Below are 23321 nucleotides of genomic sequence, written 5' to 3'. Positions count from 1 at the left end.
GGTCTTGCGTTCAGTCGCCTCCGCCTGGAGAAGGGGTCGGCCGGTAGTGGGAAGAGGAGCGAGCGGGCTCGCCCCTGATGGTGTTCAGATCACATAAAATCCATGGGTGCCGTCGCGGGCCAACTGGTCCACCAGGCCGAACTCCCAGTCCAGGTAGGCCTGCATGGCTTCCTTCGGGTTGTCGGTGCCTTCGTACGGGCGGCGGTAGCGGTCGATGCGTGGCGACGCGAGGCGGGTCTCGCCTTCCTCGAGCGGCAGTTGCGCGGCGATCCAGCTGGCGGTGCCGTCTTGCAGCAGGAACACGGGCTTGCCGGTCAGCGCTTCGACTTCAGCCACTGCCAGGCGCGCCAGTTGGCTGCTGCCGCAGGTCAACACGTAGCGTTCGGCAGCAGGCACCTTGCGCAAGGCCTCGGGCAGTTGTGCGCGCAATGCCCACCATGCACCGGGAATGTGGCGCTTGACGTAGTTGGCGCTGGCGGTGAAATCGAGTATCGCGGTGTCGCCATGAGCCTGCCATTCGGCGAGGGTGTGCGGGCTGATCAACTCGGCCTGCTGCGGCGCCGGAACGGGAGCGACCCAGTTGCCCGTTTCGCTGAAATGCGCAGGTTGCAGGCCATCCAGCACATGCACTTCCCAACCCAGCTGTGCGAGCCAGGACGCAGACATATTGGCCCGCACACCATCGTCATCCGCCAGCACCAGGCGGGCGCCACGTACGCTGGCGACGTGATCGGTTTCCTGCACCAGTTGGCCGCCCGGTGTGGAGCGCGAGCCGGGCAGGTGGCCGGCCTCGAATTCTTCCGGGGTGCGTACGTCGAACAGGTAAGTGGTGCGTGTCGCTTCCTGCTGCCAGCGTTGCAGGTCGGCGAGGGTGGCGCGGCCTACGCGGGCCTTGTCGGCGACTTGGCGGGCGTCCTTGGCGGCGACCTGGCGGTGTTCTTCCGAGGTCGGCGCAAAGCGTCGGGCCTGGCCGTGTTGCAGCTTCTGCCCGGCTAGGGTCCAGCCGATGGTGCCGTTGCGCAGGGCCGACACCGGGTTGGCGATGCCGGCGTTGATCAGCGACTGGGTGCCGATGATGCTGCGGGTACGCCCGGCGCAATTGACGATGATGCGGGTGGCAGGGTCGGGCGCCAATTCACGGGCGCGCAACACCAGCTCGGCCCCGGGCACGCTGATGCCGGTGGGAATGCTCATGGTCTGGTATTCATCAAAGCGGCGGGCGTCGAGCACCACCACGTCGGCGTTGCTGTCGAGCAAGGCCTGCACTTCTTCAGCCGCCAGGGACGGTGTGTGACGCTGGCTTTCCACCAGTTCGCCAAAGGATTTGCTCGGCACGTTGACGTCGATGAACAGCTCGCCACCGGCGCTGCGCCAACCGTCCAGGCCGCCTTCCAGCAGGCTGACCTCGGTATACCCGAGGGCCTGCAAGCGCTGGGCGGCAATCTGCGCCAGGCCTTCGCCGTTGTCGTAGACGGTGATGTGGGTATCCCGGCGCGGGATGCGCGAGTACACCTCCAGCTCCAGTTTCGACAGTGGGATATTTACGGCGAACAGGGGGTGGGATTCGGCGAAAGGCGCTTCCTCGCGCACATCTACAAGGGCGACTTCTTCATGGTCCAGCAGGGCCTGGCGAATCCGGGCGAAGGTGCGATTCGATGCAGTCATAGTGCAGGGCTCTCTTTGGACAGGGCGTCTTTGGACAAATCCCAGATGTTCGGGAGAAAGGCGTTGGAATAACCGGAGATAAACAGTTTCTCGCTGCCGTCCGGCTGGTACACGGCGCGGCGCACGGCACCGATGTTGGCGCCGTACACATGAATGCTGATCGACACCTGGTCGCTGAAGGCATTGCTGACTTGGTGGATGTCACCGATTTTCGGCGACACGGCTTCCACCTGCCCGGGTTCCAGCTGGATGCGCTTGCCGTCGGCGATCAATGCGCCCTCGGCGTTACGCTCAAAGCCCTGTGAATATTCGGAGCCACGCAGCATACCAATCAGCCCCCACACCCGGTGGTCATGGATCGGTGTGGTTTGCCCTGGCCCCCACACAAAGCTGACGATACTGAAACGCTGGCGCGAATCGGCGTGCAGCAGGAACTGCTGGTAACGCTCGGGGTTGGGTTGGGCAAATTCGTCTGGCAGCCAGTCGTCATGGCTCACCAGTTGCGCCAGCAGCTTGCCGCCGCGGTGCAGCAGGTCGCCTTCGCGAGGGTTGCCGTCGATCAATTCCGCCAGGGCGCCAATGAATGCTCTGAGTCTCTCCGGGTGTCGGGCCTGGGTCATGACAATTCCATCGTGGGTGGTTCGTGGTGATGGGTTTATCTAAGCATAATGTTTATAGTTAATATGCTATTTTTTAATGATTAGGTTATAGCCGAAAGTAATTTAGAACCGGTTTGAATAGCGTTAGACGTTATCTATCGGCCCCTGGGCTATCCAGCCAGGGGGAATGGAACTATGCTTTTCACACATCTTAATGACTGTTCTCTATGTGCGGCCCAAATGAAAATTGACGATATCGATGCCTTTGTCGAAGTGATTCGTTGCCAGTCCATCAGCCATGCCGCCGAGTCGTTGCAACTGACCCAGCCGGCCATCACTCGCCGTGTGCAGAACTTCGAGCAGGCGTTGGGGGTGGAGTTGTTCGACCGCAACACCAAGCCGCTCAAGCCTACTTTGATCGGTACGCGGGTGTATGAACAGTGCCGTTCGATCCTTCGGGAAATGGACGCCCTGCGCGAACTGGTTGCCACCGACGCACCGCCCACCGGTCTGCTGCGCCTGGGCGTGCCGCAAACCATCGGTGACGTGGTGCTGCTCGATGCGCTCAAGCACCTGCGCACTGAATACCCCGAGCTGCGTGCCCAGGTGACTACCGGCTGGGGCAGCCAACTGGTGGGCAAGATCGAGCGCGGCGAATTGGACGCAGCGGCGGCGTTGTTCCCGGCGGGCAAGATCTTCCCGGACAACATCGTCGGCGAGTCCATTGGCAAGATGGAACTGGTAGTGGTGTGTGCCAAGGCCCAACTGCCGAAAAAGCCCTGCAAGCTGGCGCACGTGTACCAGAACGGTTGGATCCTGAACCCGGATGGCTGTGGTTTTCGCGCCGGGTTGCAACGCACCTTGTCGGACCAGGGGCTGGCGTTGCGGGTCAACCTGGAGACCTTCGGCACCGAACTGCAACTGGGCCTGGTGGCGGACGGCCTGGGCCTTGGCCTGGTGCCGCGCCCGTTGCTGGAGCGCAGCGTGCATCGCGATCAATTGGCGGCCATGCCGTTGAAGGATTTCAAACCGGTGATGGACCTGTGGCTGATCTACCCGCACTTCCTCGGTAATTTGCAGGGGCCGGTGGATGTGTTTGGCAAGCTGGTGGCGGCGTCGTTGCACAAGATCCGCCGCGCAGCTTGATATGAAAAAAAATAATAATTAGCTTAGATTAAAATGTGCTTTTTATTATTTTTGGTCATCCCCTAGGCTCGCCTGGAAGTCCTTAAGGCCATCCAGGAAGTTTTGCCATGAGCAGCGTCACCTCGATCTCCAGTGTCTCGAACAACGTCCGCCAGCGGGTCACCGCGCAAGAGTGGGAGGTGCGCGTCAAGCTGGCGGCGGCCTATCGGCTGGCCGCTCTGTACAAGTGGACTGACCACATCTACACGCACTTCTCTGCCCGTGTGCCGGGGCCTGAGGAGCATTTCCTGATCAATGCCTTTGGGTTGTTGTTTGATGAGATCAGCGCGTCGAACCTGGTCAAGGTGGACATCGACGGTACGATCGTCGATGACCCTACCGGGCTGGGGATCAACTACGCGGGCTACGTGATCCACAGCGCTATCCATGCGGCTCGCCACGACCTGCAGGCAGTGCTGCATACGCATACTCGCGACGGTATTGCGGTGTCGGCGCAGAAGGATGGTTTGTTGCCTATCTCTCAGCATTCCATCGGGTTTTCCGGGCGCGTGGCGTATCACGGGTATGAGGGCGTGGCCCTGGACCTGGATGAACGTGAGCGGTTGGTGGCAGACCTGGGGGACAAGAGTGTGATGATCCTGCGTAACCATGGGCTGCTGACGGCGGGGGTGAGTGTTGAGCATGCGTTTCAGCAACTGCAGGGGTTGGAGCGGGCGTGCAATATCCAGATTGCGGCGCAGGCGGGGGGGAATGCTGAATTGATCTTTCCGCCGGCCGAGGTGGTGGCCAAGGTTGAGAAGCAGGCCGAGGTGTTCAAGAGCGGTGATGGGCCGGGGGTGGCGCGGCACTGGAATGCGTTGATTCGGCAGTTGGAGCGTACGGATATTGATTACAAGCTCTGAGGCTGTGGGATCGAGTACATATCCGTTGCTGCGGTCAGGGCGGCTATGGGTTCCGCCCTTACGGCGGCTCACTTTTGAACAGCGCAAAAGTAAGCAAAACGCTCTTGCCCCACCACTCGGCACCTCGCTTAGGCTCGGTGTGCCCTCACTCCGGCTTTGGACCGTGGGCCGCCGTCATGGGCCATCCCTGGCCCAGGACGGCTAACCCGGCGTCCTGCCGGGTTACCCACGCTCCAAAGCCTGCGTTCGGCCAGCGTGGTTGACGGGGCGCCTAAGATCAAGATCACAAGCAGATCAAGAACACAGCGGCCTACAGGCCGGCTTGAGTGTTTAAAAGCCAGATCAAAAGCTAACGCGGGTACGCTTCAAATGTAGGAGCTGGCTTGCCTGCGATGGCATCGCCGCGGGGTGTTTGAAAAACCGAGTTGCCTGCATCGCCGGCAAGCCAGCTCCTACAGCTTTTGCCTTGGCTTTTAACACTCAGGTCGGCTTTCAGGCCGCCGTGCTCTTGCTTTTGATCTTGATCTGACTGCCCCATTCAGCCCGAGGCCGAACGCAGGGATTGAGGAGCGGGTAAACCGGCAGGACGCCGGTTTAGCCGCGACGGGCCAGGGACGGGCCGTCGCGGCGGCCCGCGGAGCAATGCCGGAGTGAGGGCACACCGAGCCTAGGCGAGGTGCCGACAGGCGGGGCAGAGCGTTTTGGTTACTTTTGCGCTTTTCAAAAGTGACCCGCTGTAAGAGCGGAACCATAAGCAGCCGTTACCTAAATAACGGATATACACACCATCCACCCCCAACCCCCAACCCCTCAATCAGGCCACTTTCACAGCCGCCTGACCCTCCCGCTCCGCCACCAATCGCCGAGTCAGCGGAATCAGCCGCCTGCCATAGTCGATCGCATCATTCAGCGGATCAAACCCACGAATCAAAAAGGTCGTAATGCCCAAGTCGTAATAGTCGAGCAACGCCTCAGCCACCTGATCAGCAGTGCCTACCAACGCCGTGGAGTTACCCTGAGCGCCCAGCAGCCCGGCAATCCCGGTCCACAGCCGCTTATCCAAACGCGAACCCTGAGCCGCCGCCGCCAATAGCCGACGCGACCCTTCATTCGGCGGTTCACGCCGCACAAACCCATTCTTCTCAGCCAGCGCCGTAGCCTGCTCCAGAATGCTGTCAGCACGCGCCCACGCCAGCTCCTCGGTCTCAGCCAAAATCGGCCGCAACGACAAACTGAAGCGAACCGTACGCCCATGCTTGGCCGCTTCAGCCCGCACCTGCGTGACCACTTCCTTCACCTGCTCGTAGGTCTCACCCCACAGCGCATACACATCCGCATGCTTGCCGGCCACCGCAATGGCCGCCGCCGAAGACCCACCAAAGTACAGCGGAATATGTGGCTGCTGCGGCGACTTCACCGTCGAAAACGCGCCCTCGTACCGGTAGTAGGTGCCGTGATGGTCGAAGGGCTTTTCACTGGTCCATTCCTGGCGCACCACGCTCAGGTATTCGTCGGTGCGCGCATAACGTTCGTCCTTGTCGATATGGCTGCCGTCAGCCCGCAGTTCACGGTCGTCGCCGCCGGTGATGATGTGCACGGCCGTGCGCCCGCCGTTGAACACATCCAGCGTGGCGAATTGCCGGGCGGCGAGGGTGGGTTGGACAAACCCGGGCCGGTGGGCAATCAGGAACTGCAGCTTTTTCGTCACGCTGGCCGCATGAGCGGCGATCAGCGTGCTGTCCGGGCTGTTGGAGTGGAAGGCCACCAGGGCGCGGTCAAAGCCTGACTCTTCGTGGGCGCGGGCCACGGTTTCCACGTAGTCGGGCTGCAAGGTCGGGCCGCTGCGAGGGTGGATCTCCGAAGCGTGGTGGCCGCCGATATAGCCGATAAATTCGATGCTCATGGTCAGTCCTTGTTGAGGGCAGGAATAAAGCCTCCACCGGGCAGGGGGTCGGTCTGTGGTCTTAAAAATAGGGCCGGCGCCCGGGCCTGTAAAATGCCGATTGGTTCTATCCTAATTATAAAAATACAGAATCATAATTTTAACTAGTTATCAGAAATATGCATTTTAAAAAGCATTAGGTTATTCCCAGATAGAATTTCACTGAGGTTTTTTATGTGAATAGCATGAAACCGCAGCGGCGCACCTGGCGGTGTTCTTGATGAGGAAGGAAGCCCGACCGATGGCCTGGACCTGGACATCGCCCCCGGCGAGTTCGTTACGCTGCTGGGCGCCCGCGGTTCGTCGTTGTGTTTTGCCCGGGTCTGAGGTCTCATTGGGGCCTGGAAAACTTGCGGGTAAGGAACAGCACTTTGATACGCGAAGAACTGGCGCAATATGGCGGCATCACCGTGATGATTCCGGCCGCAGTGGTGATCGCCGTCTGGCTCTGGTATTCCCGGCCCGAGGCGGTCAAATGGTGGCTGATGACCATCGCTTGCACCTATTCCATCGTGGCGTTCAGCAAGTTGCTCTTCAAGGGTTGGGGCGTGTCGCTTCAGCACTTTGATATCGCCGTGCTCAGTGGTCACGCCATGAACACCTCGCTGATGGTGCCGGTGGCAATGAGCCTGGTGGCGCGTCGGGTCAACCCCGATTGGCGCTGGCCAGCGGCTATCGGCGGGATGTTGCTCACGGGTTTGTTCAGCGCCTATTGCGTCGCCCCCTATATTCACCCGCTCAACGAGGCGTTGGCCGGGGGCTTCCTGGGTGGCATGGCGGCGCTGGCGTTTCTGTGGCGGCTTGAAGTGGTTGACGTGCAGGTTTCCCCATCCTTGATCGGTGGGGGGATGGTGATTCTGTTGTTGAGTGCGATGGTGCCCAAGTACAACGCCGAAAAACTGCTCAACCATGTGGCCGTGGCCGTTTCAGGCGCCGAGCAGGCCCATCAGGAGCCTTCCTGGCGAGCCTCTTCCATGCCGTTGAACGCCGAGTAAGTCGCCAGGTCCAGGGCCAGGTTACTCTCCACCAGCAGCTCCAGCAGTACGGTTTGGCAATTGAAGCGTCGGGCATCGCCGCGGCGCTGGGAGCGCTTCATTTGCTTGAACAGCGTATCGGTGATGTCCAGTGGCGCGTTGCCGCGCAAATGATCCAGCCAGTGCGCCAGGGTTCGCGTGTTGCGCGCAAAGTGCTCTGCGGGTAACTGTTCGTCGGGCGCCAGGCCCACGAAACCTTCAAACGCGGTGGTGAGCCTTTTCAAGGCGTAGGCACGTTTCAGGTCCTCATAAATGCTCATGGCCGCTCCTCGGTGCAGGAGATGTTGGCAAGTAACTCGGCGGTCTTAATTTGCATGAAATGGCTGTCGCCGCGGCTTTCCACACACAGGCAAACGGACAGCGGGTTGCTCACCTGCAACTTGAAGCGCCAGTCGGCAAAGACCATTGAAAGCCCGGTACAGGATTCGTCGCTGTCCAGAGAGTTGCTGGCATACAACACCTGCATGCGTTCAACGACCGTGGTTGAACTGTTCACCTTGACGTGGATATTTCCCGAAGAGGGAAACAGGCCGATACGCTCTACCAATAGCTTTGAACTTTTCATGGCCGTCCCTCGCTGTTTATTCCCGTATTACTTTATTCTGAAGCTGTGAAAAAGTATCCGGATGTTAGTTTTAGTCTGTTAAATAGCTGGGTGTTATTTTTGTCTGTTTAAGTTTTATGCCAGGCGTTCGCTCGAACTCGGCTGATTTCTGCCAGTGGCAGGTTGATTCGTTGTTCGCGTTGCAGGAAGTTCATCAGCAATACCACACGTTCCTCACCGTCCATGGCCAAAAACACCGCCTCCAGTTCCGCAAACGGCCCTTGGTTGATGCGTACGCTCTCGCCCGGTTGCAGCAGCGAAGTCACGACCGCGTGGTGCTCCCGTACCTGCAGTTCGCCCACCAGGGCGTCGCTGATCGCCAGCGGGTGCGGGCCAAAGCCCACGATCCGTGCCACGCCGCGGGTCGAGCGCAGGGCGCTCCAGCTGTCCTGCAGGCTCATTTGAACAAACAGATAGCCGGGGAACAGCGATTCTTGCGTGGTCTTTCGCTGGCCCTTCATCAGCCGTTCGCGTTTGTAGGTAGACCGGAAACAGGTATAGCCCTGGCGCTGAAGATGCTCCTCGGCGCGCGCGTCCTGTCGGGATTTACAGTGGACCAAGTACCAGGCTGTGTGGGCACGTGCGCTCATGGAGCTTCCTCGGTTTACATAAAACGTTCTCGGCGGTTATGTAATTTAAAGCCGGTAAAGGCTGCGCAGTCATGAATGTTATAAAAGGTCTGGTTAAATGTCGGCGTGTTATTTTTTGTCCGGCGATAATTTTGGGGGAAGTTAAAGTTCCATGGTAATAAATACTGCCGTGAAGTAATGAGCTTGAAGTTATTACTTTGTGGGGTAATGGATGACCCGGGGAAGAGTGCCTTGTTTAAAAGCGTGTTGATTGTCTGTATTGGCAATATTTGCCGCAGTCCCACCGCAGAAAGCCTTTTGCGTGGCGCGCTCAGTCGCTGCGAGATCAAGGTGAGTTCTGCGGGTATTGCCGCGTTGGTCGGCAAGCCGATTGAAGCCACTGCGCGTGCGGTACTTGAAGCCCATGGTCATCCGGCCGATGAGCACCAGGCCACCCAACTGGCGCCACAGGCGATCAGTGCAGCCGACCTCATCCTGGTGATGGAGCGGCAGCACATCAGTGCCGTCCTGCGCATGGCTCCCGAGGCACGAGGCAAGGTCTTGCTGCTGGGGAAATGGCAAGGCGAGCGAGAGATCAGCGACCCTTATCGCCAAGGGAAAGCTGCTTTTGTGCACGCTTATGCGTTGATCGAAGAAGCCGTAAACGCGTGGGCGCAGCGTCTCGTACGCTGATCGTCATTACTTTTGAATCGATATAAAGGCTAAGAATCCGACTTATGCAGCAAGCGCCAGCAATCACCGCACAGGAAGACGAAAACGAGGAGATTGATCTCCTTGGTCTGTTTGGAACACTGATCGACCACAAGTGGTTGATCGCGGCGATTACCGGCGCCTTTATGGTTACGGGCGCCGCGTATGCGGTGTTGGCGACCCCGGTCTACCAGGCGAATGCCCTGTTGCAGGTTGAAGCGAAAAAGAACGACTTGCTGGGCTTTTCGGACATCGGCGGCATGCTGGGCAAGGAGTCGCCGTCGGCCACCGAGATTGAGCTGATCCAGTCCCGCTACGTGATTGGCAAAACCGTCGACAACCTGAAACTCGATGTTGTTGTACAGCCGATGTACTTCCCGGTGGTGGGTGAATTCCTGGCGCGCCGCTTCCAGAAGGCCAACCCCGGTGCAGTCGCCGAGCCCCTGCTGGGCCTGGACAGTTTCGCCTGGGGTGGCGAGTCGCTGAAAATATTCAAGCTGGACTTACCCGACGGGCAACTGGGCAAGAAGCTGACCCTGACCGTGGGTGAACACGCGCAGTTCACCTTGGTGGATGAAGATGACCAGGTGTTGGCGGCCGGCGAGGCGGGGCAACTGTTCGAGAAAAATGGCCTTGCGTTTCAGATTGAAGAACTGCACGCCAGGCCTGGCACGCGTTTTCGGGTGATGCGCAATGCGCGCCTGACCAGCATCCTCGACTACCAGGAGAACCTGGACGTGGTCGAGCGAGGTAAAGAGTCGGGCATGATCGGGCTCGCGCTGGAAAGCACCGACCCGGACCAGGCGATCAACATCCTCAATCAGATCGCGGCCATCTACGTGCGCCAAAACGTGGAGCGTACCTCGGCTGAGGCGGCGCAAAGCCTGGCGTTTCTCAAGGAACAATTGCCGCAGGTCAAAAAGGACCTGGAAAAAGCCGGCAAGGCCTTGAATGAATACCAGACCCGTAGCAAGTCAGTGGACATCACCCTCGAAACCAAAGCGATTCTCGACCAGATCGTGGGGCTCGATACCAGCATCTCCGAGTTGAAGCTGCAGCAGGCCGAGATGGACCGCAAGTTCACCCGCCAGCACCCCGCGTATCGCGCGTTGCTCACCCAGATCGGCGAGCTGACCAGCAAGCAACATAGCCTGGCGAGCCGGGTAGAGAGCCTGCCCTCCACTCAGCAGGAACTGTTGAGCCTCACCCGGGATGTCGAGGTGGGTACGGCCATTTATACCCAGTTGCTCAACAAGTCCCAGGAGCTGGATGTGATGCGCGCGGGCACCGTGGGCAACGTGCGCCTGATCGACACCGCAGACGTCAATTACCTCAAGCCGATCAAGCCGAAAAAGATCTTGATCGTGTTGATCGCCACGCTGCTGGGCGGTTTCCTGGCCGTGGCGCTGGTGCTGCTGCGCAAGGCGCTGAACCGGGGCCTGGAGAGCCCCGAGGCCATCGAGCAATTGGGGTTGCCGGTGTATGCATCGATTCCCTACAGCACGCTGCAAAAGGGTGAAGAAGACAAAATTTCCCGCGCCCGTGGGCGTACCGATGCCGGTTCTTCATTGCTGGCTATCAGTCACCCCACAGACCTGGCAGTGGAGGCCTTGCGCAGTTTGCGCACCAGCCTGCACTTCGCGATGCTCGAGGCGCCGAATAACCGGATCATGATCTCGGGCCCCAGCCCCGAGGTGGGTAAAACCTTCGTCTCGGTCAACCTGGCCGCGGTGATCGCGCAAACCGGGCAGCGCGTATTGTTGATCGACGTGGATATGCGCCGGGGCTACCTGCACAAGGTGTTGGGCGTGCCTGCCCAGGATGGGCTCTCGGACGTCCTCTCCAATCAGTGCACCCTCGAAACTGCCATTCACAAAACCGGCGTTGAAAACCTCGACTTCATCAGCCGTGGGCAGATACCGCCCAACCCCTCTGAGTTGTTGATGCACCGCAACCTGACCCAGCTGTTGTCGCAAGTCAGCGCACGTTATGACCTGGTGATTCTGGATACACCGCCGCTGTTGGCCGTAACCGACGCGGCGATCGTAGGAAGGCAGTCGGGCACCAACCTGATCGTGACGCGCTACGGCCTGAACCCGGCCAAAGAGATCGAACACACCCTGCGCCGGTTCGCCCAAAACGGCATCACGCTCAGGGGCGCGATCTTCAACGGCGTCGAAAAGAAAGCCTCCGCCCGCTATGGCTACGGCAACTATGGGTATTACCAGTACGAGTACCAGGCCGATCGAAGCTGATCCAAATCGTTGCGCCCCAGCGTCCTGCGCAGTAACCGCAGGCTAGACGCCACGTTTTCAGGAAATGAACGAAAAATCCTGGGGCGGTAGCGTGCCAAATTCAACATACGCATGAAGAATACCCAGCCATGTTTTACCTGTTATCCCTAATCGCGCTGTCGGCGGGTTTGCTGGCGGTCAAAAGTGCGAAGTACTCCATTGTGCTGTTCGGGGTGATGCTGTCGGTGATTCCTACCGGCAACTCCTACAGCGAAATAATTTCCCTCAAGGGAATCTACTTCTTTGACTTCTACATCGTGGGCGGGCTGGGTGCGTTGCTGATCCGCCAGGTGCTCACGCAGAAGAGCCAACTGACGGCGCCGGGCGGGCTGCTCTTCGGGTGCGGGCTGTATGTGGTGCTGCTCGCCTGCGGCCTGCTGGAGTCCTCGAACAAGTACCTGCTGAAGGATGTTCGGCCTTTTATCATGATCCTGTCGTTTATCGTGCTGACGAATATCGCGACCCTCGCCGCAAAAACCCTGAAGTTGCAAACGGTGCTGAAGCTGTTGATCGCGATGACGGCGTTCAACGTGCTGGACATCGCCTGGTTACGCTTGGGGCTGTACAAGTTTCAGGACGTCTACTACGAAGAAAACGCCTATCGGTATCTTGATGGGGGCACTTACGCAGCGGTGGCCTACCTGATCTATTACTTCATCGAACCACGCCTGTTTGAACAGCGAAAAAAGCTCGCACGCCTCTGTCTGGCGACCTCGCTCATCTGTTTGTTTATCGCCAACTCACGGTTCATCTTCGTGGCGGTGTTTGCGGCGATCATCATTCACCAATATCAAAAGCCTGCGCGCATGTTCGGGGCCGCCCTGGCAGGCGCCGTGGTGCTGATGGCGTTCATCGGCATCAGCAACATGATCGGTGCCGATCGAATCAATGACGGTTTGTCGTCTGAAGGCATGGCCGCGCAACTGGCAACGCGCTTCAGCCCCGCGCTGGAGCTGATCCGGGGCATGAACCCGGTGCATTACGTTGTGGGTCTGGGCGCGGGAACGCCGTTCGAAATTCCCTGGTTTGAATACCGCGGCCTGGATGACAAGAACTCAAATATCGACAGTGCTTACTTAACCTACTTCGTTAAATACGGGCTGATCGGGTTGTACCTGTTGTACGTATTCATCACCTCGATCACCCAGCACATGCACAGCCGGGTGGCGGTCTCTATCGGCGTGTTTTTGGGCGTGATGTTCGTTGTTTCGGCCACGCCTTATCAGCCGTATGCCATCGGCATCGCGTATGGCGCCATCGTCCTGCGGGTGTGTGCCGAACACGCCGCCCGGCAACGCAAAAAGATCCTCAGCCCGCGCCAGCCGCTGATAACCACGCCCCTGCAGGTGAATGCCGGATGAACAGCACACTGTTGAAAAAATTCGTGTCGAGCACGGCATGGAGCTTCATCTCCGCCGTCGCCACGAAAGTGTCGGTGGTGATTACCGGGATATTGGTTGCGCGTGTATTGGGCGCGCAATCGTTTGGTGAGTACGGCCTGATCCAGAGCGCGATTGTGATGCTGGCCAACGTCGCCGCCCAGGCCACCACCACGGCGACGGCCAAACATATCGGGCAGTTCAAGGACCTGAGCGCCGAGAAAACCGGCAAGGGCATCGCCCTGACGCTGATTTTTTCGGTGTTGTTCAGTGCGCTGATCATCGGGACAGCGCTGTTTTTCCCGTATTTCTTCTCCAGCGTCATCCTGGGGACCGACAGCCTGAACGCAGCGTCGCTGATTGTGTTGAGCACCATCACGCTGATTATTTTGTCGGGCTGGACTCAAGGCTGCCTGACTGGCTGGGGACAGTACCGCTCGATTGCGACGATCAATGGAATCATCGCGATTGTCGCGATCCCGGCGACGTATTTCCTCACCGTTCAGTTCCGCTTGAACGGCGCGCTGTTGGGGTTGGCCGGTTCTCAATTGTTGATCGTATTTTTCAGCGCGCTGGCGTGCTGGAAAATACTCAAGGCCCGGGACACCAGGCTGAGTTTCAAGGGCGCAATCAGTGAAAAGCACGCGGTGCTGTCGGTGGGCCTGCCGGTGTTGTTGACGGGTTTGATGGTGGCCCCGATGAACTGGTTTGCGAACAAGCTGCTGGCCCAAACTGCCAACGGGCTTGCGGCGCTGGGCATGTACGCCGCGGCCATGCAATGGAACGCGATCTTCTCCCATGTTTCCGTGGTATTGGGCTCGGTGCTGGTGCCGATGCTGGCGGCGGCGCTGGGCGGCAGGAATCGCAAGTTGGACGCCTTGAACTTCCTGTCGGGCTGGTTAGTGGTGTTGGTGATTATCCAGCCGGTGATCATGTTTCCCGAGTTATTGGCGAAGCTCTACGGAAGTAGTTTCCTGGGGCGGGATTTTGAAGTCACGTTGACACTGGTGATTCTTGGCTCACTGCTCAGTGCATTCAAGTCAGGCATCTCAAGAAAGATGATCGTGATGAACCTGGCCTGGTTCAGCGTGATGAGTAACGTGCTGTGGGGCCTGTTATTCATCGCGGGTGCTCTATGGCTCAGGGAGGAGGGCGCCGTCGGGATTGCCAAGGCATTTATCGGCTCCCAGTTCATCCATTTCCTGCTCGGCCTGCCGTACTTCGTCTACAAGAAAATACTCCCTCTGGAGTTGCTGGTTTCTCCCAGGATATTGGTCTTGTGGGCATTGCCTTTTGTCAGTTTTATCTCAAGTGCCTACGTTGAAAGTATGGTCTATCGATTGATGATACTGGCGTTGATATTTATCTACATTCTTGCAACGACGTTTGCCTTGAATGCCGTGTTTAACGACCCCGTGGAAAATGGAAGCCCAGCATGAATGTCAGCAAAGTATATATCCGGGGGGCATACGGTCCTGGTAATTTGGGTGATGACGTATTAATGCTATGCGTCATTAATATTCTGAAAAAACGCTTTAAAGAATCGGATATTGCGGTGGGGGTCGATCACCCGCAGATCGCCAGGAACTTCAACCCGCGCATCAAGTGGCTGCACATCAAGGAGCCGGTCAAGGCCGACCTGGTGGTGTTGGGCGGCGGGGGCCAGTTCTTCTCATTTATCCCGCCGGTTAAAGCGGCCACCGCCCGCCAGGGCATCGTGGCCAGGCTGTACAAGAGCATCAAGGCCCAGACGGACCTGACGTCCACGCTGCTGCGGTTGTATGTCGGCATGCGTGGTGGTGTCGACAAGATCTACTTCCACCGTCGTCTCGCGGCGTTCTGTATCGGCCTGGGCCCATTTGACGGCGGCGGCAAGCTGCTGGACCGCGCCGTCAGCGTGATCAATCGCTGTGACTATATTTCCGTGCGCGACGGTACCAGCCAGCAGCATTGCAACACGTTTGGAAAGGCCGACGTTGAGGTGTACACCGACCCCAGCCTGCTTTCCAATCTGTGGATCTCCAGCAAAGACCTGGAAGTCGGCAGCCTCAAAAAAGCCAAGTACCTGTCCTTCATCCTGCGCGACTGGCCTCACGACGCGAAGGGGCAGCAGTTCATCAAGGCGATGGTGCAGGCGGCTGACGAACTGGCCAAACGCGGCGAGCAGGTGCGCCTGGTGTCGCTCTACAAAGAACGTGACCAGCACCTGATCGACAAGTACGACCAGTTCCAATGGTTGTGCTGGGACGCGGCGGGCGACACGCCAGAAAGCTTCATGGCGAAACTGATCGTCGAGTCCGATGTGATTATCAGCGCCCGTGCACACGGGGTCCTCCTGCCGGCGTCCCTGGGGTTTCCGACCATCGCCATTGAAATCGAAAACAAGCTGAAAAAAGTTCATGAAATGCTGCCCCGCGGCACGCGGTTGGTCAGCACCCCGAACCCTGAGGTGATCATGAGCACCATCAGCGAATTCAGACAATCCAAGGCGCAAATGGCCGAGCACCTCAAGCAAGAGATCTCGCAGCGAGCGTCCATTGCCCAACAAGCAGTCGACGACTTTTTGAAATGGGTCGATGAAAAATAAAGGCGGGCTACCGACGTGAAAAAGACAGCCTCGACACTGCTTGCTGTGGCGTTCTCAGTGCAGATGGCCGCGAGCGGCGCATCCGAGACAAGTGACCGCTGCGAGCAACCGATCAAAAACATCTACCCGTCACTGCCGGATATTTCCCACAGGCTTAACGGTCCCCAGGCGCAGGACAGCATAAAGGGCAGCGCCAACCTGACCAACAAGGCCTACAGCCAGAAGATCAAGGACATCGCCGTGCGTTTTCCCGCCGGTTCCTACGACCCGGGTTCTATGGTGCGCCTGGGTTTGCCCTACGGCGGCATTGAATTCAAGTCGCCGCTTGCGCAACCGGGGCGCGATTGCCTGGTGCTGACGTATGAATTGAAATTCGACAAGAACTTCAACTTTGTAAAAGGCGGGAAACTGCCGGGCCTCTACGGGGGCACCGGCAATACGGGCGGGAAGATACCTAACGGCCATGACGGTTTTTCCACGCGCTATATCTGGAAAGAAAAGGGCGCGGGCGCGATTTATGCCTACCTGCCCACCAGTAAAACCTGGGGGACAGCAATAGGCCTGGGGGCCTGGAACTTTACCGTCGGGCAGTGGCACACCTTGGAACAACTCGTGAAGTTGAATACGCCGGGCATGGCCGATGGAGTGATTTCCATCTGGTACGACAAACAGTTGGTACACGCCGAAACCGGGCTGACGTTCAGGGACACCCCGGACATCACCATCGACGGTTTGCTGTTTTCGACATTCTTCGGGGGCAACAACCCGTCGTTCGCCACGCCGGTCAGTACCCATATCCGTTTTCGGAATTTTGTGATGAGTTCCCAGCGCGTGACAAATGCATCAGGGCAGGGCGACTAGATGAAACACCTGAAACTGAATATCAAGAAGGCCGCCTTGGCCCTGTTCAACACGCTGCTCTGCCTGGCGTTGTTTTTCAACCTGAGGCGTTTTCTGCTGCGGGCAACCGGGTGCCGGGTGGGCGCCAATACCACGGTTCACCGCAAGGTGGTGTTGTTCTCGTTTGGCAACTGCTCGATAGGCAAAAACTGCACGATCAATTACGACTGCTACCTGGATAACCGTGCGGGCATCCGCATCGGCGACAACGTCAATATTTCCCATAACACCCGGATTTATACCCTGGGCCACGATATTGATGACCCGATGAGTTGCCTGGTCGGCAAGCCCGTGGTGATTGAAGACAACGCCTGGATCTTCCCCAACGTGATGGTGATGCCCGGCGTCACTATCGGTGAAGGTGCGGTGGTTTATCCAGGCAGTGTGGTGACGCGCAACGTTGAAGCCTATTCGATCGTGGGCGGCAACCCGGCCAAACCTATTCGCTCTCGAAATAAAAACATTCTGTACCGCGCTGACTTTCCTGTCTGGTTTGCCTTGTAAAGCATCCCGTGTGCCCACCCTTATTTATGCAGGACTTTTAAGTGAAATCATTAATGATTGCATGGATTGGCTATCAACGACGCGCCGATACCATGAAGCAGTATTGGGCGTATGACATTCTGCATCTGCCCAACCAGTTCAAGAAGAAAGCGGCCCGGCCACTGGACTATTTGGTCAAGTCGTTCAAAACCCTCAAGACGCTGTTGGTCGGCGCGCCTGAAGTGCTGTGGGTGCAATTGCCGCCGAGCCCGGTCTTGCATATAGCGCTGGCCTACAAGTGTGTATTCAACCGGCGCCTGAAGATTATTGCCGATGCCCACAACAGCCTGTTGCGCAAACAATGGATAGGGTTTCCGGGCACCGTGTCCCTGTTGAATCGGATTGATGCGGTGGTCGTGCATAACTTCAAGGTCAAGGAAGAGTTGACGGGCCTGGGGGTCAAGGAGGCGAATATTTTTATCCTGGAAGACCTGCCGTGCGACTTTGCGGCGGCGCCCGCCAGTGAGCGCGAGAGGCCCTATGTGCTGTTTCCTTGTTCGTTTGATATCGATGAACCGATCGAGATCGTGATCAACGCCGCCCGGGAAATGCCGGGGGTCGACTTTCTGATCACCGGCAAGCATCAAGGCAAGCTCTGCGAGGACCTCGTAGCCTCACTGCCCGGGAACATCAAGCTCACCGGCTTTCTCAGCAAAGCGACGTTCGAGCAGTTGTTGTGCAACGCGAATGTGGTGCTCGGCCTCACCACCCGCGACAACGTGCAGTTGAGCGTGGCCAACGAAGCGGTCAGCGCCGGCCGGCCCATGGCCCTTTCGAACACCACGGTACTGCGCTCGTTGTTTTCCGAGGCGGCGGTGTTTGTGGAGACGCTGGACCCGCTGTCCATCAAGGCCGGCGTTTCGCAACTCATCGCCAATCAAGACACCTATAAAGAAAAGTCAGCCTTGCTCAAAGCCAAGCGAATTACCCGCTGGGAAGGGCAGGCGCAATTGTTAAGAACTGCCGCCGCTATTTAATGATGCCTATTCATTCTGACAGGAAGGGAACCGTCATGAGTCAATCAAGTGATGTTTTATTGATTTGTTCTGGAGGTGGACACTGGGTGCAAATGAGCAAGTTGCTGCCGGCCTTCGAGGGTCAAAAAGTTACCATCGCCACCGTCGATATCAGCATTGGCTCGCAGTACCCATTGCATAAGTTTGCGCCAGTCCCGGACTTTAACCGCAGTGAACCCTTGAAGATCATCAAGGGCTTTTGCCAGATCTTTGCGATCGTCTACCGCAGCAAGGCCAAATACGTGATTTCCACGGGCGCCGCTCCGGGCTTGCTGGGGTTGGTCGCGGGCAAACTCATGGGGAAAAAGACCCTGTGGATCGACAGCATCGCTAACCCCAAGAAGCTGTCTTTGTCTGGAAGAATCGCGGTTTATTTTGTCGATGAATTGCTCACCCAGTGGCCCACGCTGTCACAAAACAGCCGGGCCCAATACCAAGGGAGGATCGTATAAATGATATTTTGCAGCGTAGGCACTCAAGCACCGTTTGAAAGAATGCTCGGCTACTTGAATGAATGGAGCCACGCAAATCCTCAGGTTCCGATTGTGGCGCAGGTGGGCAATAACGAAAATGACCTGGGCCGTATTACCGCCTACAAGACCATTGCCGAGCCGCTGTTTTCCAAGAATTTCAATGCCTCAAAGGTGATTGTTTCCCATGCGGGCATGGGCAATATCATTCGCTCCCTTGAACTGGGCAAACCCATCGTTATCGTTCCGCGCGATAGCCGACGGGGCGAACATATCAATAATCACCAGTTCGATACCGCCGAGAACTTTTCAGACCTTCCGTCTGTATTTATCGCCCATGATAAAGACGGGTTTTTTTCGGCGATTGATTCGGCGCTCAACTACAGCAGTGCAGAAAGCCCGTTGGACTTTACCGAAAGAGATCGGTTGATCAGTTATGTAAAGTCATTTACCTCTTAAGCCCTGATTGCTTGTCAATAAGCTCTTATTGCCTTTAATCATCGAGTAATCGCTATGATCCCAGTTATATTGTCTGGCGGCTCAGGCACGCGCCTGTGGCCGCTTTCCAGAGCACTTAAACCAAAACAGTTTATTGCCCTGCACGGTGACTTGAGTTTGTTTCAGGCCACGTTGGAGCGAATCAAGAATTTGTATATCGAGGGCGAGAACGTCAGCCCTCCGATCATTGTGTGTAACGAAGAACACCGGTTCATCGTGGCCGAGCAAAGCCGATCGCTGGACCTGATCCCGCAGAAGATCCTCCTGGAGCCTACGGCCCGCAATACCGCCCCGGCGATTGCGGCCGCGACGCTGTCGGCGCTGGCGGATGGCGACGACCCGATCCTGCTGGTGCTGGCGGCAGACCATGTCATTGGTGATAGCGGCGCCTTCAATGCGGCGCTGACGGCGGCCAAGGTGCAGGTCAACCAAGGCAAGATCGTCACCTTCGGGGTGGTGCCCACCAAGCCGGAAACCGGCTACGGCTATATCCGTACCTCACTGGCGGCGGTCGACGGCGCCGCGCCCGTCGAGGCCTTTGTAGAGAAGCCAGACCTGGCAACGGCGCAAAGCTATTTGGCCCAGGGTAACTACTTCTGGAACAGCGGCATGTTCATGTTTCGCGCCTCGGTGATGAAGGCCGAGCTGGAACGCTTGAGCCCCGAGACCGTGGTGGCCGCCGAACTGTCGCTCTCCAACGCGGCGCATGACCAGGACTTCACCCGGCTCAGTCAGGTGGATTTTGTGAACGCACCCAACGTGTCGATTGATTACGCGGTGATGGAAAAACCGCTATCGCCTCGGTGGTCATCCTCAATTCCCCATGGAGCGACCTGGGCGCCTGGGATTCGGTGTGGGAAGCGGGCGCCAAGGATGCCCACCAGAACTGCACCCGGGGCGACGTATTGCTGCAAGGCGTCACCCACAGTTACGTGCACGCCAGCCATCGCCTGGTCACCGTGGCGGGCATCAGTGACGTGGTGGTGGTCGAGACCGCCGATGCGGTTTTGGTGACCACCAAGGACCATGCCCAGGACGTCAAGAAGATCGTCACCGAGCTGACTAAAAACCACCGGGTCGAAAGCGCCAGCCACCGCGAAGTCTATCGACCGTGGGGCAAATATGACTCGGTGGACCAGGGCTATCGGTACCAGGTGAAGCGGATCACGGTGAAGCCTGGGCACAAACTGTCGGTGCAGCTTCACCACCATCGGGCCGAGCACTGGATCGTGGTGTCCGGCACCGCAAATGTGCAAATCGCGGACAAGCAGGTGCTGCTGACCGAGAACCAGTCCACCTACATCCCGATTGGCGTGGTGCACTCCCTCGAAAACCCGGGACGCATCCCGCTGGAGCTGATTGAAGTCCAGTCGGGCTCCTACCTCGGCGAAGACGACATCATCCGCTTTGAAGACCGCTATGGCCGCCTTGAGCTTGTTTAAAGGAATAATGAAATGAATGTAACTGTATTTGGAATCGGCTATGTGGGCCTGGTGCAAGCGGCGGTGCTGGCTGACGCGGGGCATGAAGTCTGTTGCGTGGACATCGATGCGATCAAAGTCGAGAACCTCAAGAGCGGGATTATTCCGATCTATGAGCCGGGCTTGAGTGCACTGGTACAGAAGAACCATGATGCCGGGCGCTTGCATTTCACCACCGATGCCGCGCAAGGCGTGCGCCACGGTGAGGTGCAGTTTATCGCCGTGGGCACGCCGCCCGATGACGATGGCAGCGCTGACATCAAGTATGTGCTGTCCGTTGCCGCCACCATCGCGCTCAACATGACCGAGCCGAAGATCATCGTTAACAAGTCCACGGTTCCGGTGGGTACGGCGGACAAGGTCCGGGCGAAGGTGTGCGAAGTATTGGAATCGCGGGGGCTTGAGGTGGAGTTTCACGTCATCTCCAACCCCGAGTTCCTGAAGGAAGGTTCGGCGGTGGCAGACTGCACTCGCCCCGACCGAATTGTCATCGGCAGTGACAGCAGCTATGCCGTGGACCGTATGCGCGAACTGTATGAGCCCTTCAACCGCAACCACGAAAAAATCATCACGATGGACATCAGGAGCGCCGAGCTGACCAAGTACGCGGCCAACTGCCTGCTGGCCACCAAGATTTCCTTTATGAATGAAATGGCCAATTTCGCCGAACGACTGGGCGCAGACATTGAAGCGGTGCGTAAAGGCATCGGCTCTGACCCGCGCATCGGCTACGACTTTATTTACCCCGGTTGCGGCTACGGCGGCTCGTGTTTTCCCAAAGATGTGCAAGCCCTGGAGCGCACCGCCGCGTCGATCGGCTATCAGGCCACGTTGTTGTCAGCGGTTGAAGAAGTGAACAAGCGCCAGAAGCAGCATTTGTTCGGGCACATACACCATCACTTCGGCGGGCAGCTGGAGGGCAAGACCTTCGCCATCTGGGGCCTGGCCTTCAAGCCCAATACCGATGACATGCGTGAAGCGTCCAGCCGGGTATTGATCGAACAATTGCGCAGCGTGGGCGCCAGGGTTCAAGCCTTCGACCCGGAAGCGATGGCCGAAACCCAGCGTATCTACGGCATGAACGAAGACTTGCTGCTCATGGGCACCAAGGAAGCCGCGCTGCAGGGCGCCGATGCCTTGGTGATAGTGACCGAATGGCGCGAATTCAAAGCCCCGGACCTGGACTTGATAAAAGAAAAACTGAGTACGCCGGTTATCTTTGACGGCCGCAATATATTTGATCCACCCCGCATGAAAGCCCATGGCTTCGACTATTACGGTATCGGTCGCGGGTTGTCGGTGCGGCCCGTTGTTTAACCCTGACGATTATTAACATTGGTAGTTTGAAGTATCTACAAGTGAGATGATTTCGAGCAGGCTAAGTGCGTGATCCAGCAGGGTCTTGTGCAGTTTTCATTGCCTGTTTATCTGCGTTCCATCATTACTCCCTTATTTAGAAGTTCTATAAGGGGTAACTATCGAGAAGGAGTCTGATATGAGGAAACTACTGTTGGCCGGCGTGCTGGCTTTCACAAGTACCGCAGCATTGGCGGCGGCTGAAGTCGTCGGTGCGGCGGCGAGCGAGGCAACCGGCGCAGGCGAGTCCCTGTCGTTGGACACCCCGCTCGTGGGCGGTGTGACGCTGGGTGAAGGGGTGGGTGTAGGCACCGCTGTTGTCGGCGCTGCAGCCGCCGCGTCCAACTCGGGCGGCAGTTCCAACGGCGGTACTTCCGGCACCGGCGGTACCACGGGTACAGGTGGTACCACCGGTACCAACTAATCCCTCGTAGCGTTTGTTGTTCCTAGATCACTCAGTACTTTCTGGGTGATCTTTTTTAGACTCGCCCTCGACTAGCGTAGTGCCATTATGATTCGTAGGTTACCTGTTCTTCTGCTGGCAAGTATCAGCTTGCACGGCTGCATGTTTTCGCCTGGTCAACACATGGACACCGGTCAAATGTCCAGTGAGGGCTCGCTTGAAAGTACCCGGGTGGAGTTGATTCCCATCACCCCCAAATTGATTGCCATGGATGCTGCCACGCACGTTCGCGAGTCGGTGCCTCCGGCATTGCTGGCCTATGTGCCCGGTGGTTATCGCGTCGGTGCCAATGACCTGTTGTTTATCACGGTGTGGGATCACCCCGAGTTGACGGCGCCGTCCGGGCCGCAACAGCAGATTGACGCGAACGGGCGTCTGGTTCGCCCCGACGGCACGCTGTTTTATCCGTATATCGGTAATGTCCCGGTGGCCGGTAAAACCATCGAAGAGTTGCGTGCCTATATCGCCGGACGCTTGTCGCAATTTATTGAAAGCCCTCAAGTCGACGTCAGCGTCTTGCGCTTTGCCAGCCAGACGGTGGTAGTGACCGGTGCGGTGGTCAAGGCCGGCCAACAGCCGATTACCACCACGCCGTTGAGCGCAGTGGAGGCCATTGGCGCCGCCGGCATCGACCCGACCAATGCAGACCTGTCGGGCCTGACGCTGACACGCGACGGCCAGGAGTACCGGCTGGACCTTGACAGCCTCAACCGCCAGGGCTCGCAACTGCAGGGCATCTACCTCAAGGGCGGCGACCGGTTGTACTTGCCGTATAACGACCAGAAGCGCGTCTACCTCATGGGTGAAGTCAACCAGCCCCGGGCGCTGAGTTTCAAGGGCAAATCGATCAACCTGACGGATGCCCTGGGCACGGTGGGTGGCTTGAACCAGACCACCTCCAACGGCAATGCGGTCTACGTGATTCGCGGTGCGGACAACCTGGAAACCGAGCCGGCCAAGGTGTTCCAACTCGATGCCCAGTCGCCTTCCGCGCTGGTGCTGGCTACCCGCTTCGACTTGCAGCCACAAGACATCGTGTACGTCGGGCCGGCCGGCGTGACGCGCTGGAACCGCCTGATCAGCCAGTTGCTGCCTACCGCCAGTGCCATTGGGATTGGTGCCCGATCGGCCAATGACCTCAGTGAAGTCAACAGCAGATAAG

General features: G+C 58.0%; 22 protein-coding genes and 1 pseudogene. 17 read left to right on the top strand and 6 right to left on the bottom strand.

Features of this window, described 5'->3' with window-relative positions:
* Nucleotides 1-84 precede the first annotated feature (84 nt).
* Nucleotides 85-1665, bottom strand: coding sequence for a rhodanese-related sulfurtransferase (locus tag RGV33_RS19420; RefSeq protein ID WP_322145683.1), 1581 nt, complete (start codon nucleotides 1663-1665; stop codon nucleotides 85-87).
* On the bottom strand, nucleotides 1662-2285 hold the full coding sequence (locus RGV33_RS19415) for a cysteine dioxygenase (RefSeq protein WP_322145682.1): 624 nt from the start codon (nucleotides 2283-2285) through the stop codon (nucleotides 1662-1664). Before RGV33_RS19415 ends, RGV33_RS19420 begins: the two co-directional genes overlap by 4 nt.
* A 219-nt stretch (nucleotides 2286-2504) precedes the next feature.
* On the opposite strand from RGV33_RS19415, the gene RGV33_RS19410 reads away from it, so the two are divergent.
* Both RGV33_RS19410 and RGV33_RS19405 read left to right on the top strand, forming a co-directional pair.
* Entirely contained in the window at nucleotides 2505-3410 is a 906-nt protein-coding gene (locus tag RGV33_RS19410; RefSeq protein ID WP_322145681.1) for a LysR family transcriptional regulator, read from the top strand.
* Between the two features lie 107 nt (nucleotides 3411-3517).
* A complete protein-coding gene (locus tag RGV33_RS19405) occupies nucleotides 3518-4312 on the top strand; it encodes a class II aldolase/adducin family protein (RefSeq protein WP_322145680.1) in 795 nt (264 codons plus the stop codon).
* Between the two features lie 814 nt (nucleotides 4313-5126).
* Here RGV33_RS19405 and RGV33_RS19400 read toward each other — a convergent pair.
* Entirely contained in the window at nucleotides 5127-6215 is a 1089-nt protein-coding gene (locus RGV33_RS19400; protein ID WP_322145679.1) for an LLM class flavin-dependent oxidoreductase, read from the bottom strand.
* A gap of 410 nt (nucleotides 6216-6625) precedes the next feature.
* On the opposite strand from RGV33_RS19400, the gene RGV33_RS19395 reads away from it, so the two are divergent.
* Complete coding sequence (locus RGV33_RS19395) at nucleotides 6626-7249, top strand: hypothetical protein (RefSeq protein ID WP_322145678.1); 624 nt, start codon at nucleotides 6626-6628, stop codon at nucleotides 7247-7249.
* Here RGV33_RS19395 and RGV33_RS19390 read toward each other — a convergent pair.
* The 3 genes from RGV33_RS19390 to rfaH all read right to left on the bottom strand — a co-directional run bounded on the left by RGV33_RS19390 (nucleotide 7201) and on the right by rfaH (nucleotide 8482).
* Entirely contained in the window at nucleotides 7201-7548 is a 348-nt protein-coding gene (locus RGV33_RS19390; protein WP_322145677.1) for a hypothetical protein, read from the bottom strand. The two genes, RGV33_RS19395 and RGV33_RS19390, sit on opposite strands and share 49 nt — an antisense overlap.
* Nucleotides 7545-7853 carry a phosphomannomutase gene (locus tag RGV33_RS19385; protein ID WP_322145676.1) on the bottom strand — a complete coding sequence of 103 codons (309 nt, stop codon included), beginning with the start codon at nucleotides 7851-7853 and terminating at the stop codon, nucleotides 7545-7547. The genes RGV33_RS19390 and RGV33_RS19385 overlap by 4 nt, the downstream gene beginning before the upstream one ends.
* Before the next feature lie 107 nt (nucleotides 7854-7960).
* Nucleotides 7961-8482 (bottom strand): transcription/translation regulatory transformer protein RfaH, encoded by a 522-nt coding sequence (gene rfaH, locus RGV33_RS19380; protein WP_322145675.1) that lies wholly within the window; start codon nucleotides 8480-8482, stop codon nucleotides 7961-7963.
* Between the two features lie 231 nt (nucleotides 8483-8713).
* Between rfaH and RGV33_RS19375 the strand changes: the two genes are divergently transcribed.
* The 14 genes and pseudogenes from RGV33_RS19375 (at nucleotide 8714) to RGV33_RS19310 (ending at nucleotide 23320) form a co-directional block, all read left to right on the top strand.
* A complete protein-coding gene (locus RGV33_RS19375) occupies nucleotides 8714-9154 on the top strand; it encodes a low molecular weight protein-tyrosine-phosphatase (protein ID WP_322148707.1) in 441 nt (146 codons plus the stop codon).
* Nucleotides 9155-9198: 44 nt separating this feature from the next.
* A complete protein-coding gene (locus RGV33_RS19370; RefSeq protein ID WP_322145674.1) occupies nucleotides 9199-11427 on the top strand; it encodes a polysaccharide biosynthesis tyrosine autokinase in 2229 nt (742 codons plus the stop codon).
* A gap of 128 nt (nucleotides 11428-11555) precedes the next feature.
* Nucleotides 11556-12827, top strand: coding sequence for a DUF6369 family protein (locus RGV33_RS19365; protein ID WP_322145673.1), 1272 nt, complete (start codon nucleotides 11556-11558; stop codon nucleotides 12825-12827).
* Entirely contained in the window at nucleotides 12824-14284 is a 1461-nt protein-coding gene (locus tag RGV33_RS19360; RefSeq protein WP_322145672.1) for an oligosaccharide flippase family protein, read from the top strand. The genes RGV33_RS19365 and RGV33_RS19360 overlap by 4 nt, the downstream gene beginning before the upstream one ends.
* On the top strand, nucleotides 14281-15432 hold the full coding sequence (locus tag RGV33_RS19355; protein ID WP_322145671.1) for a polysaccharide pyruvyl transferase family protein: 1152 nt from the start codon (nucleotides 14281-14283) through the stop codon (nucleotides 15430-15432). The genes RGV33_RS19360 and RGV33_RS19355 overlap by 4 nt, the downstream gene beginning before the upstream one ends.
* Before the next feature lie 15 nt (nucleotides 15433-15447).
* Nucleotides 15448-16293 carry a polysaccharide lyase gene (locus tag RGV33_RS19350; RefSeq protein ID WP_322145670.1) on the top strand — a complete coding sequence of 282 codons (846 nt, stop codon included), beginning with the start codon at nucleotides 15448-15450 and terminating at the stop codon, nucleotides 16291-16293.
* Nucleotides 16294-16836: an acyltransferase gene (locus RGV33_RS19345; RefSeq protein ID WP_322145669.1), complete on the top strand. Its 543-nt coding sequence runs from the start codon at nucleotides 16294-16296 to the stop codon at nucleotides 16834-16836.
* Between the two features lie 53 nt (nucleotides 16837-16889).
* Entirely contained in the window at nucleotides 16890-17852 is a 963-nt protein-coding gene (locus RGV33_RS19340) for a glycosyltransferase family 1 protein (RefSeq protein ID WP_322148706.1), read from the top strand.
* A gap of 92 nt (nucleotides 17853-17944) precedes the next feature.
* A complete protein-coding gene (locus RGV33_RS19335) occupies nucleotides 17945-18343 on the top strand; it encodes a polysaccharide biosynthesis protein (RefSeq protein WP_322145668.1) in 399 nt (132 codons plus the stop codon).
* Complete coding sequence (locus RGV33_RS19330) at nucleotides 18344-18820, top strand: glycosyltransferase (RefSeq protein WP_322145667.1); 477 nt, start codon at nucleotides 18344-18346, stop codon at nucleotides 18818-18820. It abuts the gene before it with no gap.
* 54 nt (nucleotides 18821-18874) lie between these two features.
* Nucleotides 18875-20301, top strand: a pseudogene (locus RGV33_RS19325) (mannose-1-phosphate guanylyltransferase/mannose-6-phosphate isomerase).
* Between the two features lie 12 nt (nucleotides 20302-20313).
* On the top strand, nucleotides 20314-21657 hold the full coding sequence (locus RGV33_RS19320; RefSeq protein ID WP_322145666.1) for a UDP-glucose/GDP-mannose dehydrogenase family protein: 1344 nt from the start codon (nucleotides 20314-20316) through the stop codon (nucleotides 21655-21657).
* Between the two features lie 178 nt (nucleotides 21658-21835).
* On the top strand, nucleotides 21836-22120 hold the full coding sequence (locus RGV33_RS19315; RefSeq protein WP_322145665.1) for a hypothetical protein: 285 nt from the start codon (nucleotides 21836-21838) through the stop codon (nucleotides 22118-22120).
* An 87-nt stretch (nucleotides 22121-22207) separates the two neighbouring features.
* Nucleotides 22208-23320: a polysaccharide biosynthesis/export family protein gene (locus RGV33_RS19310; RefSeq protein WP_322145664.1), complete on the top strand. Its 1113-nt coding sequence runs from the start codon at nucleotides 22208-22210 to the stop codon at nucleotides 23318-23320.
* Nucleotide 23321: the final 1 nt, after the last annotated feature.

It is taken from the genome of Pseudomonas sp. Bout1, from assembly GCF_034314165.1.
In the GTDB taxonomy this organism is placed as follows: Bacteria; Pseudomonadota; Gammaproteobacteria; order Pseudomonadales; family Pseudomonadaceae; genus Aquipseudomonas.
Note: the sequence above shows the minus strand (reverse complement) of the source record. Positions and strands in the feature narration are given on the sequence as shown.

Coding starts and splice junctions, on each gene's coding strand:
- RGV33_RS19415 (WP_322145682.1), bottom strand. CDS start 2,285: ATGACCCAGGCCCGACACCCGGAGAGACTCAGAGCATTCATTGGCGCC.
- RGV33_RS19400 (WP_322145679.1), bottom strand. CDS start 6,215: ATGAGCATCGAATTTATCGGCTATATCGGCGGCCACCACGCTTCGGAG.
- RGV33_RS19420 (WP_322145683.1), bottom strand. CDS start 1,665: ATGACTGCATCGAATCGCACCTTCGCCCGGATTCGCCAGGCCCTGCTG.
- RGV33_RS19355 (WP_322145671.1), top strand. CDS start 14,281: ATGAATGTCAGCAAAGTATATATCCGGGGGGCATACGGTCCTGGTAAT.
- RGV33_RS19405 (WP_322145680.1), top strand. CDS start 3,518: ATGAGCAGCGTCACCTCGATCTCCAGTGTCTCGAACAACGTCCGCCAG.
- rfaH (WP_322145675.1), bottom strand. CDS start 8,482: ATGAGCGCACGTGCCCACACAGCCTGGTACTTGGTCCACTGTAAATCC.
- RGV33_RS19385 (WP_322145676.1), bottom strand. CDS start 7,853: ATGAAAAGTTCAAAGCTATTGGTAGAGCGTATCGGCCTGTTTCCCTCT.
- RGV33_RS19315 (WP_322145665.1), top strand. CDS start 21,836: ATGAGGAAACTACTGTTGGCCGGCGTGCTGGCTTTCACAAGTACCGCA.
- RGV33_RS19345 (WP_322145669.1), top strand. CDS start 16,294: ATGAAACACCTGAAACTGAATATCAAGAAGGCCGCCTTGGCCCTGTTC.
- RGV33_RS19330 (WP_322145667.1), top strand. CDS start 18,344: ATGATATTTTGCAGCGTAGGCACTCAAGCACCGTTTGAAAGAATGCTC.
- RGV33_RS19320 (WP_322145666.1), top strand. CDS start 20,314: ATGAATGTAACTGTATTTGGAATCGGCTATGTGGGCCTGGTGCAAGCG.
- RGV33_RS19390 (WP_322145677.1), bottom strand. CDS start 7,548: ATGAGCATTTATGAGGACCTGAAACGTGCCTACGCCTTGAAAAGGCTC.
- RGV33_RS19360 (WP_322145672.1), top strand. CDS start 12,824: ATGAACAGCACACTGTTGAAAAAATTCGTGTCGAGCACGGCATGGAGC.
- RGV33_RS19410 (WP_322145681.1), top strand. CDS start 2,505: ATGAAAATTGACGATATCGATGCCTTTGTCGAAGTGATTCGTTGCCAG.
- RGV33_RS19340 (WP_322148706.1), top strand. CDS start 16,890: ATGATTGCATGGATTGGCTATCAACGACGCGCCGATACCATGAAGCAG.
- RGV33_RS19335 (WP_322145668.1), top strand. CDS start 17,945: ATGAGCAAGTTGCTGCCGGCCTTCGAGGGTCAAAAAGTTACCATCGCC.
- RGV33_RS19370 (WP_322145674.1), top strand. CDS start 9,199: ATGCAGCAAGCGCCAGCAATCACCGCACAGGAAGACGAAAACGAGGAG.
- RGV33_RS19310 (WP_322145664.1), top strand. CDS start 22,208: ATGATTCGTAGGTTACCTGTTCTTCTGCTGGCAAGTATCAGCTTGCAC.
- RGV33_RS19365 (WP_322145673.1), top strand. CDS start 11,556: ATGTTTTACCTGTTATCCCTAATCGCGCTGTCGGCGGGTTTGCTGGCG.